A 14,413-nucleotide genomic window follows, 5' to 3' on the forward strand; every position below is an offset into this window, starting at 1 on the left:
AAACGGCGGGCGCCCGCCGATATCCAGCGGGTAAGCGACGACATTTGCATAAGTTTGCAGACCGAAGGCGACGCCGGCGCCGAGCAGACCGAAAGCGAGCGCGGCGGCGGGCAGTCGCGTCGGTCTGAGCGTCCGCTGCGGCGCGAGGGGGCTGAAGAGCTGCGTCTCGCCAACATTCGCCTCGTTCAGGCGTGCGAGCGCTGCGAGTGACGCTTCTTCCGATAGGAAGGTCGCCGCTAGACCATTCGGCGCCACCAGCGTTTCGGGCTCGCGGCTCATCGGTCTCGCCTCGCGTTGCGAAGAATCACTTCGCGCATTTCGAACATCGAAACCGCTGGCAGCAGGCGAATGGCGATCAGAAGGCCAGCGATGAAAAGACCGACGGTGCCGAAAAGCGTGAGCCAATCCCAGATGGTTGGCGTATAGCCGCCCCAAGCGGAAGGAAGATGCGTGCGCCGCAAGCTCATCACGACGATGACGTAGCGCTCGCACCACATGCCCGCGATCACGGCGAGGCTGATGAGAACGACGAGAATTTCGTTAAGTCGAACGCGCCGCCACCACATCAATTGCGGCGTCAAGACGTTGAAGAGAATCGTCGCCCAGTAGATCGGCGACAATTCGCCGGCGATCTTATTGATGAAAAGCCGCTTCTCCGCTGGATCGGGCCCATAGAAGGTCGTGAACGCCTCCATCAGATAGGCGTAGCCCACGCAAAGGCTGCTTGTCAGCAGCAGCTTGCCGAGGATGTCAAAATGTCGTCCCGTGATGAAAGCCTCGAGGCCAAGCAGCCGGCGCACCGGGATAGCGAGCAGCATCACCGCCGCAAAACCTGACAGCAACGCCCCGAACACGAAGAAGGGCGGGAACTGTGTCGAATGCCACCCGACCGTCGCAGCGCCGGCGAAGTCGAGGCCCACAATGCTGTGCACCGAAATGACGAGCGGCGCCATCAGCGCGGCCAGCAAACCATAACCGACACGATAATAGCGCCACGCGTTTTCCGAGCCTCGGAATCCCAAGGCGAGGACGCCATAGAAGCGGCGCTTATGCGGCGCGTCGGCCTTGTCGCGCATCGTCGCAAGGTCGGGAACGAGGCCGAAATACCAGAAGAGAATCGAAGAGACGACATAGGTGAGGATCGCCACAAAGTCCCAAAGCAGAGGGCTGCGGAACTGCGGCCAGACGGTCATGACATTGGGATAGGGAAACAGCCAGTAGAACAGCCAAGGCCGGCCGAGGTGCAAAACCGGATAGATGGCGGCGCAGGCGGCGGCGAAGATGGTGATCGTCTCGGCGATTCTGTTAAGCGCGTTGCGCCATTCGACTTCGGCGAGATAGAAGAGCGCCGAAATAAAGGTTCCGCCGGAAGCAATGGCGATCCACCACACGTAATTGATGATCGCGAAGCCCCAGACCACCGGCCAGGCGATGCCCCAGACGCCGACGCCCGCATAAAACAACCAGACGATGGCGATGACGAGGATAACGACCAAGAGCAGCGCCGCGGCCAGACTGAGCTTCCACCATAGCGGCCATTTTTCACGCAGCGGCGGCGCGCATATCATCGCCGTCATCGTCGATATGGTCTGCTCCGGCGCAACGATCGGATCGTTCGCTCGCGGACGTCTGTCGTCCGCGGAAACTCCGAGCGCCGAACGGGCCTGGAACAACGTCATTTCTGCGTCTCTTTAGGTTTATCGACATTGAAAATATGCGCCTCATAGGTGACGCGCGGCCTCGTATTCTGTTCCGCCAGTAGCGCGTAAGACAGTGGTCCGGCGCGACGCGCGGCGACTTCGCTCCCCTTGGCGGCAAGATCGCCGAAGGTGAAGGCCCGGGTCGGACAGGCGGCTTCGCAGGCGGTCACGACCGCAGACGCCTTCTCGCCCTCGCGATCGGCGACGATGCGCGCGGCGGCGATGCGTTGCAGGCAGAAGGTGCACTTCTCCATGACGCCGCGGGCGCGCACGGTGACCTCGGGATTTCGTGATTGGATTGCGCGGCGCTCTTCGTCCGCGAAGTCGAAATAATTGAAGCGACGAACTTTGTAGGGGCAATTGTTCGAGCAGAAGCGCGTGCCGATGCAGCGATTGTAGACCATCACATTGAGCCCTTCGGCGTCGTGCATCGTCGCGCCGACGGGGCAGACCGGCTCGCAAGGCGCTTCCTCGCAATGCATGCAGAGAACGGGCTGGAAGTTGACTCTCGGGGACTCTGGCGGGCCGTCGTAATAGCGGTCGATGCGCAGCCAGTACATCTCGCGCTCGCGCAGCATCTCTGTCTTGCCGACGACGGGAATATTATTTTCCGCCTGGCAGGCGACCACGCAGGCGTTGCAACCGATGCAGGCGTTGAGGTCGATGCTCATGCCCCAGGCGGCCGGCCCCTCAGGCTTCCATTCATAAAAAGACGGCAGCGGCTCATCGCTTCGACGAAGGAATTCAGGATCTGCGAGGAACTGCGACAGCGCGCCGCTTCGTGCATATACGCCCCCTTCGTCGAACATCGTGGCGTGGCGCTGCGTGCTCGCCAGCTCTTCTGTCGCGCCGGTTTTTTGAATGTCCGGCGCGCCACATGAGCGTCCCGTAAGCTCGAAGAAATCCACGCCGACATTCTGCCCCGCGGGGCCCGCGCGGCGTCTGCCGAATCCAAGAAGCGCGACGAAGCAATCATCCGACTGGCCCGGGGCGATGGCGATCGGTGTGGTCATGCGCACGCCATCGACCGTGATCCGGACGACGTCGCCATTCGTCAGCGACAGCTCACGAGCGCGCGCGGGCGATATTAGGAGCGGATTGCCCCAGCTTATTTTGCTGAGCGGCCGCGGCAATTCCTGGAGCCAGGGATTGTCGGCGTAGCGGCCGTCGAGAAGATAGGGGTCCGGGCGAAACAAGAGGACTGTCGCGGCCGATGACGGCTCTGGAAGTCGAGTGCGCGCGGCGTCGTCGCGCAGCGGCCGATTGCTCGCGGGACTGGCGCTGTTGGGGATGACGCCCTGAGCCAGCGCATTGATCCATGCGTCGTCGACGGTCGCGCCAAGCTGATCCTTCCAGGTCTGCCGCACGAGATCGAGGTTCTTCGGCGGGTCAGGCCGAAGCAGCAGCCCCAGCAGATGATACGGCTCGACCCCCTGATATAAGGGCAGGGCTTGCGGCTGCATTAGACTTGCCGTTCCGTCGAAGGCGCGCCCGTCGCTCCACCCCTCCCAAGGATGAACCATCGGCGCGACCCAGAGCGAGGCGGCGGTCGTCTCGTTCGGCGTCGCGCTGAGACAGAGGGTAAAGTCCACGCGGCCTAGAGCTTCCACGAAATTGAGGGCGCCTGGAGCGGCATAGACAGGATTGCTGTCGATGATGAGCAGCGCGTTCACGCGACCTGCGCGCATGTCGGCGACGAGCGTCGCGAGGGAGAGCGAGTCGTCGGACGAGGCGTGCGTAACGGCGTCGAGCAGCGTGTAGACAGCGCCGCGGCCGCCGAGGGTCTCGTTCATCGCCAGCACGAGCGCATGAGCTTCCGGCGCGTGATCCGGTCCAAGATGGATGAAGGCGCGCCCGCGATTGGCCTTGAGATCCGATATGACCCTGTCGAGCCACGGCGGACCTTCCACGGACGCTCCGCCGAGCAGCGCTGCGGCGAGCGCAAGCAGCACACGATGCGTCTCTCGTGGTCCTGCGATAAAGCGCTCGTCGGCGACGGCGCCGGTGAGCGACGGCGTGGCCTCGATGGCGTAGAGGCGATTCATTTTCGCCCGGGTCGGGTTCCGTCGCGCCGCGAATTCGCGCGCGATGCGCAGATGCCCCGGCGCGGCGCTCAAGAGATCGCTGTCGATGGCGAGAATGACGTCGGCGTTTTGAATTTGCGGCTTGAGTTCGAGGCGGGCGCCATAGGCCAGCGCAATTCCCTTGTCGACGTTGTCGCGCCCGATCGGCTCCCAGTGCAGCCAACGAATCTGCGGATAGGATCGTCGTAGCGCGCCCAATTGGGCCGCGAGCGTCGACGACGTCGACGCGCCTGTCAGAATGACGAAGCCCGCGCCGCCCGTCGCCGCCAACTTGTCGCGCTGCTCGCCAAGCGCTTGCTCAAGCGCCGATCGGCTTCGCGGGAGATTGGCTTGCGTCACGCCCCAGGAGCGGCGCGGATCGTAGAAGTTGAGGAGTTCAGCCTGAGCTATCGGGCTCGTCGCGCCAAGACTCGCCGGATGAAAGGGATTGCCTTCGACTTTGATCGGCCGTCCCATGAAATGTTTGATGACGGTTCCGGCGGCGTAGCCGCCTTCAATATGCGCGCTGCTGTAGTAATCGGGCATGCCCGGAACGATGCCGGGCGGCATTCGAACGGCAGGAATCAAATCTCCTTCCGGCGCGCCGTCGCACCCGCCAAGTCCCGCGCCGGCAAGCGCCAACGAGGCGGCCATGAGCGCCAATGCCTGGCGGCGGTCGCGCGGCGCCGCTAGCGCTGCGCCGAGCAGGGGAAACTCCTGCTCGACCCGCGACAGGAAGTCCGCGTCCTGCGTCAGCTCCTCCAGGCTACGCCACTGCTTCTTCACCTGTGACATATCGAACAGTCCGTCAGGTTTCTCTGCGGCACGCCGTATTGCGCGAGCAGAACCTCAGGCGCCGGCGTCGTCGCGTCGCGCGTCCAGTCCGTGTCGTAGATCTTGTCTTTTGGCTGCAGGCGGGGGCCGGGATTGCGATGACAGTCAAGGCAAAACTGCATCGTGAGCGACTTGGCTTTGTAGGTCAGCGCCATGTTGGCCACGTCGCCGTGGCAACTCGAACAGCCGACGCCTTTGGCGATATGGATGCTGTGATCGAAGTAGACGAAATCTGGAACATCGCTCACACGGCGCCAGACCAACGGCCGCTCGGCCTTCAGACTGTTGCGCACCGGCTCTAGCAGGGCGGCGTTAGTCCAGATCTGCGAATGGCAGGTCATGCAGGTATAAGTGGGCGGCATGCCTGCATTGGCGGAAACTTCGACGGCGGTATGACAGTATCGGCAGTCGATTCCCAATCCGCTGACGTGATGTTGATGGCTGAAGGGGACCGGCTGCGCGGGAGCCCAATTCATGCGTCGCGCAGAATCGCTTTGCGGCCAAAGCCAAACGACGAGCGAAAACGCCACAAGAGCGAGCGCCAACAGGAGGAGCGCCAGCGAAGCCCAGAAATTCGCGGCGGGTCGAAAGACTGAGCCCATGAATCGCCCCGTGAACCGCTCCGCTTTCGCCAAACGCGCTCTGGCGGCGCGGCTAGATCCAAGCCTACAGGTGGTTCAGCACGCGCCTGCGGCAAGCGACCGCCTCAAGGGGCGTCAATGGAGCAGCGCGCTGCTTCGCAGGGAGTCGTGTCAAATCATCGACGCGGCCCGAGTCATTCGTGCGACGACCTCGTCGGGGCACCTGTTGTGTGCATCGGGAGATTTAGGGGCTCACGGGGTGGGTTCGAGGTTGGGCGCGCCGCGCGAAAACGTAGCTGGCGAACAGGCCGAGCACCGCGAATAGCGTGACAATCCAGAACAGGCGCCTGTGCCCGGCGGGCCCCGGCCACTGGTCGAGCAGATAGCCCATGAGCGGCCCCATAAAAACATCCGGCGCGTAGCCGATCACCGATAACAAGCCAACTGCGCTCCCTGTGTGCTCCAAAGGAATGTTGCCATCTTGCATGATCGCGAAATACAGGCCGCGCAGCGCGAAGATGCCGATGCTGGTGAAGATGATCGTTAAAACAAACGTCCATACCATGCCCGCGCCAATAGCGCCGGAGGCCAGCATGGAGCTCCCGGCTGCGAGCAGCGCGAAACAGCTGACGATCATGAGGGGCGCGCCAACCCGCTCCGCCAGGTAGCCGGCGCCAATCGCAGCAACCGGCCGTATCCAGAGCGATGCGACGCCGGTCCGCGCCGCGTCGACCTGATTCAGGCCAATGACCTGGTTCGCATACAGCGAAAAGTCGTCGATCGCCTTAAAGCCCACATAAGCGCACAGGATCACCGCAGCCTGCAGCCAGACTGAGGGCATGGCGAACACGCGGGCGACGTCGCTTATCGACGCCGTCCCTTGCGCCGACGTTTTACGCTCCGGCAGCGCCAGCCAGATGAGCAAGGCGGCTCCGCAGGTCATGGCGGATAACAGCAGTATGATCCATCGCAAAGATTCGGTGCGCTGGGCGAGACTGGCCGTCTCGCTGTCTTCTGGCAGCAGCGCGGCGAACAGGACCACCATGATCGACGCCATGACCGCCGCCAGCGCGCCTCTGCCGCCTTCGAGCAATCCGAACGCGCGGCTTTGGGAAAAATTGATTCCCCACTCACGCGTGGCGCGAATCAACGGCGCCCAGAACAGCGCGATCGTGGTGATTCCCCAGTAGCCGTATAAGATCGCCAGCGTCGACGGGGACGGAATCGCCGTCATCACAAGGCCGCCGACCGCAGTGGACGTCAACGCGACAGCCAACATCGCGCGTGCGGAGAATCTGTCGGCGAGCGGGCCGCCGAACAAATACGCGGCCATTGCGACAACGCCATAAACCGAATAGGCGGCGCCGAGTTCGAGATTGGTGACGCCGAACACATCGAGAAGCGTCGGCCGGAATACGCGAGCCAAGACGAAAGGCAGCAGAAAAACGGCTTCCCCGGCGACAATCAGCGCCGCGATCGCCAGTCCTCTATGGGGCGCCTGATGGGTGGGTTTTTGCGTCATCTTTCCTTGGTTGCGTGTGTGGGGGCTCCGGCCATTTCGCGTCGGCGCGTGGGTGTATCGAGGCAGGTTTTGCGTATGAGTTGAGCCGTCAGCCCTCGATAATACGGCTTTTCGTCCGTCCCTAGGGTTTTCATCTCCGCGCTGGGATGTACATTAAGTCGTTGTCTTGGGCTGGAGCCAGCGCACATCGAGCGATGCGGCGACAACCACTTCTTTTGTCGAGGAGGCGAGGCGCCGCGTGTGGCGACGGTGCTGGCGGCCCTCATGGCGGCCGTCGATGCCGTGTGTGGCGACGGTGCTGGTGAGGATGACCTACCGGCGCGCGCCCTAGCCGGTTCATTGCGGCTTCGCTTCGAGGCTGCGGCGCTCGCGTCTTCTTGATGGATGAGACGGCCTTAAGGAACTCTGCCCGTCGGCGTTGCGTTCAAGGCGCTTATCGTAACTGCTGTGCGAGGGTTGCGCGACGCGCTATGTTCACGATCGCAGCTTCTTGCCCGCGACCGTATTCTCCAGAAGTTGATGGAAGTGGGCCGCGGCGACATGTGTTGAGGCGCTGCAGTGAGCCACTGCAGCACGCTCATGGCAAATTGCGGGACGCGCGGCTCTCTGAAAATCTCTTGCGGTCCGAGCCAAACGCGAGGTGGCGCCGGCGCGGCGATTCGTCATGCGCCTTCTGATATGACGTCATCCTCTGTGCGCGTGTTGCGCGTCGCATGCCCCCCTTTTCTGCCCGCTTGCGACGCAAGCTGTCGATCGACTGAAAAACTGCGCTTCGCCGCGCTGACCGCAAGTCCGCCTTTGCGTCCCGCCGTCGACGCAAGATCCGGGTTTTTGGCGAAACTGCGTTGTTCGCCTGGCACGCTCTTGCCGCCCTTGCGCGCAATCTCACGTTGCCGCTCCGGTGTCATTGACGCGAAACCCCTCCGGGACTTGGTGACCGCCGAAACCGTATCCATCAGTCGCGCTCCAATTGTGCAAAAATTCCTCCGCGACACCGAAGCCGCAGACGCCGCTCAGCACCAAGCAAACGCCGGCTTGTAACCTTTTCGAAAAGGCGGCTGAGCGATGTTCATTTTTCGCTGAGACTAAGCCGCTGCCAAGCTGGTAATCTTACGTAGAAACTGGATTCTTCGACCCATCAGAGTCGATCAGTGTCCCAGGTCCGTTCGCGCCGCCTGTTGTTCCGGGCTTCATGAGCAAAAGTTGCCTTTGACGGTAAGACTTCGTTAAGAAGTTGCTCTGGTCGGCGGACGTTGCACCCCGGAATCTCTTCCATCCCAGCGCTATCTGTTCTCTTGCTTTCGTTCGTCGCGCGCAGCGCACTATACCCGAATACAACACGGGCTGACCCAATATTCCTCCTTACGTATGTCTACCAATTTTGCCTCGCGCGCGAGCGTGCTCTTATGACGCGGGTGTCGATCTCTCCAAGTAAATGCCGCCGCAAGAGCGGCAACAGCGCCTTGAGCAGAGCACGAAAGCACGACGGGAGCGTCCAATGTTGTCGGTGTCGCGGCGTGGGGAGCAGTCGGGCGTTGGCCCGCGCGAAGCGGTTTTAACGCCTTCTCCGAAGCAGAAACAGTTGCTTGCAAGCTACCTGCTGAACTTGGAAAAGGGCGAATGGTTCGTATTCGAGATGATGGTCTCGGATATTCAGGGACTTGTGGAGCTCGGCGCGCCATCGCTTGCCACAGACGTGTCCGTCGTCCTTGGTATTTTCATGCGGGACCGTCCGCACTTCGACGCCCATGTGCGACGAAACCGCGCGCTCAAAGGCTTGTCCGGAAACCGATCGACGCGGCGGACGCTCGATTCGTTTTTTGCGGCGAACGGCGTGAGGCAAACTCAGCCTAAAATCCGCGCTCAGAGGGATAAACAAACTCTGGCGTGAGCTGTGCCGCGACCCCAGACCCTGGCGCGTCTTGCTCAATCCAGAACAGCGAACCCCAACTGGAGAGCGGACGCGCCGCAAAAAGAATGGCGACGCGGGTGGGGCGCTGCTACGTTTGGGTTGATTCAGGCCAATAGGGTCGCTCCGGTGGATGATGCTGGTCCCAATGTATTCGGCGTTAGTCGTAAAGAGCTCGAACGCCTGAGAGCCATTAGCGGACTGGCTGCGACTTTCGCCCATAACATCAACCAGCCGCTGACGGCGGCGAGCGCCTATCTCAGGGCGGCGCAGCGCCTCACAGGCGGGCTGCCGAAGGAGTCGGTCGCGCCGATCGTTGGAGCGCTCGACAAGGCCGTCATGCAGATCATGCGCGCCGGGCAGGTCGTCCGCAGTCTGAGCGAGCTTGTTGCGCAGGGCGAGCCAGACAAGACGCTTGTGAGCGTTAATTCGCTGATTGAGGAGACGCTTTCCCTTTTTGACGCCGAGGCCGCCGAGGCCGGCGTCTCGATCAGCAAGCGGCTGACCAAAGACGATGATTGCATCGTCGCCGACCGTGTCCAGATCAGCCATGTGCTGGCGAATCTTATACGAAACGCGATTGAAGCGATGCAGGATTTGCCGCGACGCGAACTGGTGGTTTCCACACAGACGCAGGCTGCAAAGGCCATACGCGTGGAAGTTCAAGACACCGGCTGCGGACCTGGCGGACGGGACAACGCCGATCCGCTTGATCTTTTTGCAATGCGGAAAGAGGGTATGGGCATTGGGCTGTCGATTTCCCGCGCGATCGTCGAAGCGCACGATGGCCGGCTGTGGGCTAAGGTCAATCCCGAAGGCGGCGCTATATTCTCCTGTGACCTTCCGTTGCGAGGACGAGAATTCAGCGGATGAACTCGGGAACAGTATTTGTCGTGGACGACGATGCGGCGGTGCGCGACGCCCTTCAGCTTCTTCTCGAATCTGAAGGATTCGCTGTATCGAGTTTTCCGTCGGCGCCAGCCATGCTTTCGTCCATCGGGCCGGAGAGCGCCGGGTGCGTCATCGCCGACGTTCGCATGCCGGAGGTGAGCGGACTCGACCTGATTCTCGAGATGAAGAACCGAAATCTTCGTCTGCCGATCATCATCATCACCGGCCATGGCGACGTGCCTCTGGCCGTCGAGGCCATGAAGCGCGGCGCTGTCGATTTTCTCGAGAAGCCGTTCGATGACGATGCGCTCTTCGCAGCCGTCAAGCGGGCGCTATCAAAGCACGACGCCGTGCAGTCGCGTTATGCGGAAGAGCGGCAGATCTCCGAAAGATTTGAGTCGTTGACCAAGCGGGAGCGCGAGATTCTCGAAAGGCTCGCGGAAGGCCGCTCGAACAAGGTCATTGCCCATGATCTCGGCATCAGCGTGCGCACGGTGGAAGCGCATCGCGCCAACGTCATGGCGAAAATGCGCGTCAAGAACCTCGCGGAGCTGGTCCGAATGTTTCTCAACGGCCGGAATATGAGCTTCGGCGCGTGATGTCGCCAAGCGTCTTGTTGGGGGCGCTGAGGACGCCCTTGCGAAAATGGGCGCACTAAGTATTCAAGTGAAAACGCCGAGCGCAAGAGGAACGAATAGTTATGCGAGCGCCACTCTCTGCGGCAGACGCTGTCCAGCTGAACGAGTGCTCCGTAACAACGCCCTCGGCGCCGCGTGTTCTCGTCATCGACGACGATAGGGATGTCGCCGACAGCCTGGCGATGTTGCTGAACGTACTGGGTTGCGACGTGAGAACCGCCTATTGCGGAGCAGTAGGCGTGTCGCTCGTATCCGATTTCCACCCAAAAATCGTGTTTCTGGACCTCGGCATGCCCGAGATGAACGGCTACGAAACCGCGCGGCGCATTCGCAGCGCGCCGGCCGGTCAGCAGGCGCAGCTTATTGCGCTCTCCGGCTGGGCGCAGGATGTTGACAAGATGCGCACCCGCGAGGCGGGCTTCGACCGCCATCTGGTCAAGCCGGCCGATATCGACGTTTTGGAAGAAATCCTCGCCGCGTGCGGGGACGAATCACAGCAGAAGTAGGCGACATTTCGGCGCAGGCATTTTGGAACGACGCCTGTTGCCAAAGCCTTTTCTTCCGGACCGCCCCTGATCAACCGCTTTGGCCGCCTTGTTTGGCGCGCTCTCACCAGGTGCGCGGCGGCCTGCCCATAGCGTCGTGGGCCGCATCTTGAGTGCGCCCTTAATGCTACGTCTTAGCTAGATTTTTCCTAGACGCCAGCGTTAGTAGGAATGTCGCGGCGAGGGGCGGTCCTGACACAATTTTTGGCGGGAACATCATGAGGACTGAGCGCCGCGCGCGGCTGCTCAAGCCGTCGGCGGACGTCCTTTGAGCGAGCCCTCGCCCCGAAGTGTTCCGCTCGGCGCTTTACCCTGTCCATCGGAAAGCCAATGACCTCGAATATGGACACGTTCTGGGTTGTAAACTGGTCGACGGACGTCGACGGACAATGCAATTTCATCGGCGCGCAATGGCCGACAATCACCGGTCAAACAGCCGCAGCTGCGATGGGCGGAGGCTGGCTGAAAACCATCCACCAGGACGATATCGAACAGGTGAAGGTCCAGCTAGCTCTGGCGAGAGAATCAGAGCGCCCGTTTCAGGTCGTCGCCAGGCTTAAGCGCCAGGATGGCCAGTTTCGCTGGGCGTTAGCGGTCGGCGCGCCGCGCTATGATGCGCAAGACGTATTCATTGGCTACGGCGGCTCCATCATCGATTTCCATGATCGGATAGAAATAACCGAGCGCAAAGAGCGCTTGGATGCGTTGCCGGCAAGCGAAGAGAGCTATCGTCCGCTTTTCGAGACGAGTCGCGACGGCATCGTCACCGTCGATATGAGCGGCCATATTCTCGAAGCCAACCCTGCTTACCAGAAGATGCTCGGCTACACTCTCGAAGAGCTGAAGCGTCTGACGTATCAAGAACTGACTCCAGACGTCTGGCATGACATGGAAGCGGCGATCGTGCGGGAGCACATTGTTCCGCGCGGCGAATCTGCCGAATATGAGAAGGAATATATCCGCAAGGATGGAACCGTATTTCCGATAAGTCTGCGAACGTGGACCGTTGTCGACGAAAGAGGCCATGTTGTCGGCATGCGCGCCTTCGTGCGCGACATCACCGAACGCAAGCAGGCCGAGGCGGCGCTGCGCGACAGTGAGGAACGGTTCCGTGTCTCCTTCGCAAACGCCTCAATTGGCTTCGCGATGAACGGGCCGGACGATACGCACCTGGACGCCAACCGCGCTTATTGCGTGATCACCGGCTACACGCGCGAGGAACTTCTTGCCCTCAAGGGTTTGGAGCTGATCCATCCGGATGATTGGCCAGCCAACAGGGCCTTGGCCGAACGGATGCTTGCGGGCGAGATCCCGGGCTTCGTCATCGAAAACCGCTATGTTCGAAAGAACGGCGAAAACATTTGGGTCCGCAAGAGCGTTTCGCTCATTCGCGCGGCCGACGGGGAACCAAGGTGGATCATCACTCTCGTCGAGGATGTCACCGAGCGCAAGCTGGCCGAAGAGGCGCTGCAGCAAAGCCGCAACGATCTCGACCGCGCACAGGAGGTTGGAAAGATCGGCTGGTGGCGGCTCGACGTGCGTCGGAACGTTTTGACCTGGTCGGACGAGAACCATCGGATCTTCGGCGTGCCGAAGGGGACGCCGCTGACCTACGACAGTTTTCTTTCCATCGTGCACCCCGACGACCAGGCCGACGTTGACGCAAAGTGGCAGGCCGGCCTTCGCGGCGAACCCTACGACATCGAACACCGCATCGTGTCCGGGGAAGAGGTCAAATGGGTCCGTGAGAAGGCCTATCTGGAATTTGACGCGGCGGGCGCGCTTCTTGGCGGCTTCGGCGTTACGCAGGACATCACCGATCGAAAGCAGGCGGAGGAGGCGCTCCGCGAGAGCGAGGCGCGGCTGCGGCTCGCGACCGAGGCCGCGAAGATCGGCGCCTTCGACTGGCGCATCCTGACGGACGTGAACATCTGGACGCCGGAATTGGAGGCGATGTATGGGCTGTCGCCGGGCGAGTTCGGCCGGAGGCGGTCGGCCTGGGAACAGTTGGTGCACCAAGACGACCGCGCGGGCGCGGTCGCCAAGGCCAACGAAACGCTGGCGACGGGCGAGCCCGTCGAGCATGAGTGGCGAGTCGTCTGGCCCGACGGCAGCGTGCATTGGATTGCCGGGCGGTTTCAAGGTTTCAAGGACGCGGCCGGCAAGCCGGTGCGCCTCACAGGCGTGAACATCGACATTTCCGAGCGCAAGCGCGTCGAGGAGGCGCTGCGCGAAAGCGAACTTCGCTATCGCTCTCTCGTCGAAGCGGCGAGCGCCATCACATGGAGCTGTCCGCCATCCGGACTGCATCAAAAGCCGCAACAGGAGTGGATGGCCTTCACCGGTCAGACCGCCGAGGAAATGTTGGGCGACGGCTGGACCAAGGTCGTTCACCCTGATGACCTCGAGGCCACAGCGGCGCAGTGGCGAGCAGCGATCGGTCGCGGCGAGCCGTTTTGGAGCGAGCATCGCATCCGCCGACATGATGGCGAGTGGCGCTGGATGCGCGTTCAGGCCGCGCCCATTCGCGACGCAGCCGGCGAGATCGTCGAGTGGTTCGGCAGCAATACCGACATCAACGATCTCAAGCAGGCCGAACTGGCGCTACGGGAAAGCCAGCAGCAGCTCGCGCTGGCGCTGGAAGCCGGCCAGCTGGGATTCTGGGACTGGCACGTGCCCAGCGGCCGAGTCCAGTTCGGCGGCCATTGGGCGTCGATGCTCGGCTACGATCTCAGCGAGATTGAACCCGATGTCGGAGCCTGGGAAAGCCTGATTCATCCCGACGAAAAGCAAGAGGTCGCCGCCAGATTATCTGACCATCTGGAGGGTCGCTCGGATTTCTACGAATGCGAGCACCGCCTGCGTCACAAGGATGGTTCGTGGCGCTGGATCCTGGACCACGGACGGGTCGTGGAGCGGGACGCTGATGGCCGGCCGCTAAGGGCGATCGGCACCCATGCCGATGTGACCGCGCGACATGAGGCCGAAAGCGCGCTGCAAGAGGCCGACCGCCGCAAGGACGAGTTCCTCGCCACCCTGGCGCATGAGTTACGCAACCCGCTCGCCCCGATCCGGAACGCCGTGAATATTCTGAAGAAGAAGTATGGTCCCGAATTCCCCGACACTCCGCTGCTCGCCATGGTTGAGCGCCAGGTCGATCATCTTGTTCGCCTCGTCGACGACCTTCTCGAAATCTCCCGGATCAGCCGTGGCAAAATCGAGTTGCGCAAGGAAAATGTCGCCGTGTCGGATTTCTTGCGGCATGCCTTGGAGGCCTGTCAGCCGCTCATCGACAACAAGAGCCACCGCGTAACCGTGAATATCGCGGATGAGTCGCTTCTGGTTTTCGGCGACTCCGTTCGTCTGGCGCAGATTGCGGCCAACATCATCAACAACGCGGCGAAATACACGCCGCCGGGCGGGCGCATCGAAATCGACGCCGCGCGGCGGGACGACGAGGTCGTTTTGCGGGTTCGCGACAATGGCGTCGGCATCAGCGCCGACATGATGCCGCGCGTCTTCGATCTCTTCGCGCAGACGGACGACCAGATTCGGCTTTCCGAAGGTGGGCTCGGCATTGGGCTCGCGCTTGTGCGCAGCCTTGTCGAGATCCACGGCGGCCGGGTGGAAGCGCGCAGCGAGGGCGCCGGCCGGGGCAGCGAATTCATCGTCAGTTTGCCGCTCGCGGATCGCGCCTAACCAGCTGCGTCACCCTCCTCGGGAGGCTGAC

Annotated in this window: 11 protein-coding genes; 5 read left to right on the forward strand and 6 right to left on the reverse strand. The window is 62.0% G+C overall.

The genetic code is table 11. The features are described from left to right. From IYX23_RS08980 to IYX23_RS09005, 6 genes are all read right to left on the reverse strand, one after another. The coding region (locus IYX23_RS08980; RefSeq protein ID WP_196393133.1) for a quinol:electron acceptor oxidoreductase subunit ActD at positions 1–279 on the reverse strand (279 nt) is incomplete at its 3' end. Continuing rightward, entirely contained in the window at positions 276–1,679 is a 1,404-nt protein-coding gene (gene nrfD, locus IYX23_RS08985) for an NrfD/PsrC family molybdoenzyme membrane anchor subunit (protein ID WP_196393134.1), read from the reverse strand. The genes nrfD and IYX23_RS08980, both read right to left, overlap by 4 nt. Then, on the reverse strand, positions 1,676–4,558 hold the full coding sequence (locus IYX23_RS08990; protein WP_210330608.1) for a TAT-variant-translocated molybdopterin oxidoreductase: 2,883 nt from the start codon (positions 4,556–4,558) through the stop codon (positions 1,676–1,678). The genes nrfD and IYX23_RS08990 overlap by 4 nt, the downstream gene beginning before the upstream one ends. Beyond that, a complete protein-coding gene (locus IYX23_RS08995; RefSeq protein WP_246716592.1) occupies positions 4,546–5,073 on the reverse strand; it encodes a cytochrome c3 family protein in 528 nt (175 codons plus the stop codon). Before IYX23_RS08995 ends, IYX23_RS08990 begins: the two co-directional genes overlap by 13 nt. A 349-nt stretch (positions 5,074–5,422) precedes the next feature. Continuing rightward, positions 5,423–6,604, reverse strand: a complete 1,182-nt coding sequence (locus IYX23_RS09000; protein WP_196393270.1) for an MFS transporter — start codon at positions 6,602–6,604, stop codon at positions 5,423–5,425. Between the two features lie 758 nt (positions 6,605–7,362). After that, on the reverse strand, positions 7,363–7,656 hold the full coding sequence (locus tag IYX23_RS09005) for a general stress protein (RefSeq protein WP_196393136.1): 294 nt from the start codon (positions 7,654–7,656) through the stop codon (positions 7,363–7,365). Positions 7,657–8,198: 542 nt separating this feature from the next. On the opposite strand from IYX23_RS09005, the gene IYX23_RS09010 reads away from it, so the two are divergent. The 5 genes from IYX23_RS09010 to IYX23_RS09030 all read left to right on the forward strand — a co-directional run bounded on the left by IYX23_RS09010 (position 8,199) and on the right by IYX23_RS09030 (position 14,382). Next, positions 8,199–8,591, forward strand: coding sequence for a hypothetical protein (locus IYX23_RS09010; RefSeq protein WP_246716593.1), 393 nt, complete (start codon positions 8,199–8,201; stop codon positions 8,589–8,591). Between the two features lie 147 nt (positions 8,592–8,738). Continuing rightward, positions 8,739–9,482: an ATP-binding protein gene (locus IYX23_RS09015; protein WP_348643642.1), complete on the forward strand. Its 744-nt coding sequence runs from the start codon at positions 8,739–8,741 to the stop codon at positions 9,480–9,482. Beyond that, complete coding sequence (fixJ, locus tag IYX23_RS09020; RefSeq protein WP_196393138.1) at positions 9,479–10,099, forward strand: response regulator FixJ; 621 nt, start codon at positions 9,479–9,481, stop codon at positions 10,097–10,099. Before IYX23_RS09015 ends, fixJ begins: the two co-directional genes overlap by 4 nt. 101 nt (positions 10,100–10,200) lie before the next feature. After that, a complete protein-coding gene (locus tag IYX23_RS09025) occupies positions 10,201–10,644 on the forward strand; it encodes a response regulator (protein ID WP_196393139.1) in 444 nt (147 codons plus the stop codon). Between the two features lie 369 nt (positions 10,645–11,013). Further along, positions 11,014–14,382: a PAS domain S-box protein gene (locus tag IYX23_RS09030; protein ID WP_196393140.1), complete on the forward strand. Its 3,369-nt coding sequence runs from the start codon at positions 11,014–11,016 to the stop codon at positions 14,380–14,382. The last annotated feature ends 31 nt before the right edge of the window (positions 14,383–14,413 follow it).

The sequence above is a fragment of the Methylocystis sp. L43 genome, from assembly GCF_015709525.1.
Taxonomy (GTDB): domain Bacteria; phylum Pseudomonadota; class Alphaproteobacteria; order Rhizobiales; family Beijerinckiaceae; genus Methylocystis.

Coding starts and splice junctions, on each gene's coding strand:
- nrfD (WP_196393134.1), bottom strand. CDS start 1,679: ATGACGTTGTTCCAGGCCCGTTCGGCGCTCGGAGTTTCCGCGGACGAC.
- IYX23_RS08990 (WP_210330608.1), bottom strand. CDS start 4,558: ATGTCACAGGTGAAGAAGCAGTGGCGTAGCCTGGAGGAGCTGACGCAG.
- IYX23_RS08995 (WP_246716592.1), bottom strand. CDS start 5,073: ATGAATTGGGCTCCCGCGCAGCCGGTCCCCTTCAGCCATCAACATCAC.
- IYX23_RS09005 (WP_196393136.1), bottom strand. CDS start 7,656: ATGGATACGGTTTCGGCGGTCACCAAGTCCCGGAGGGGTTTCGCGTCA.
- IYX23_RS09010 (WP_246716593.1), top strand. CDS start 8,199: ATGTTGTCGGTGTCGCGGCGTGGGGAGCAGTCGGGCGTTGGCCCGCGC.
- fixJ (WP_196393138.1), top strand. CDS start 9,479: ATGAACTCGGGAACAGTATTTGTCGTGGACGACGATGCGGCGGTGCGC.
- IYX23_RS09025 (WP_196393139.1), top strand. CDS start 10,201: ATGCGAGCGCCACTCTCTGCGGCAGACGCTGTCCAGCTGAACGAGTGC.
- IYX23_RS09030 (WP_196393140.1), top strand. CDS start 11,014: ATGACCTCGAATATGGACACGTTCTGGGTTGTAAACTGGTCGACGGAC.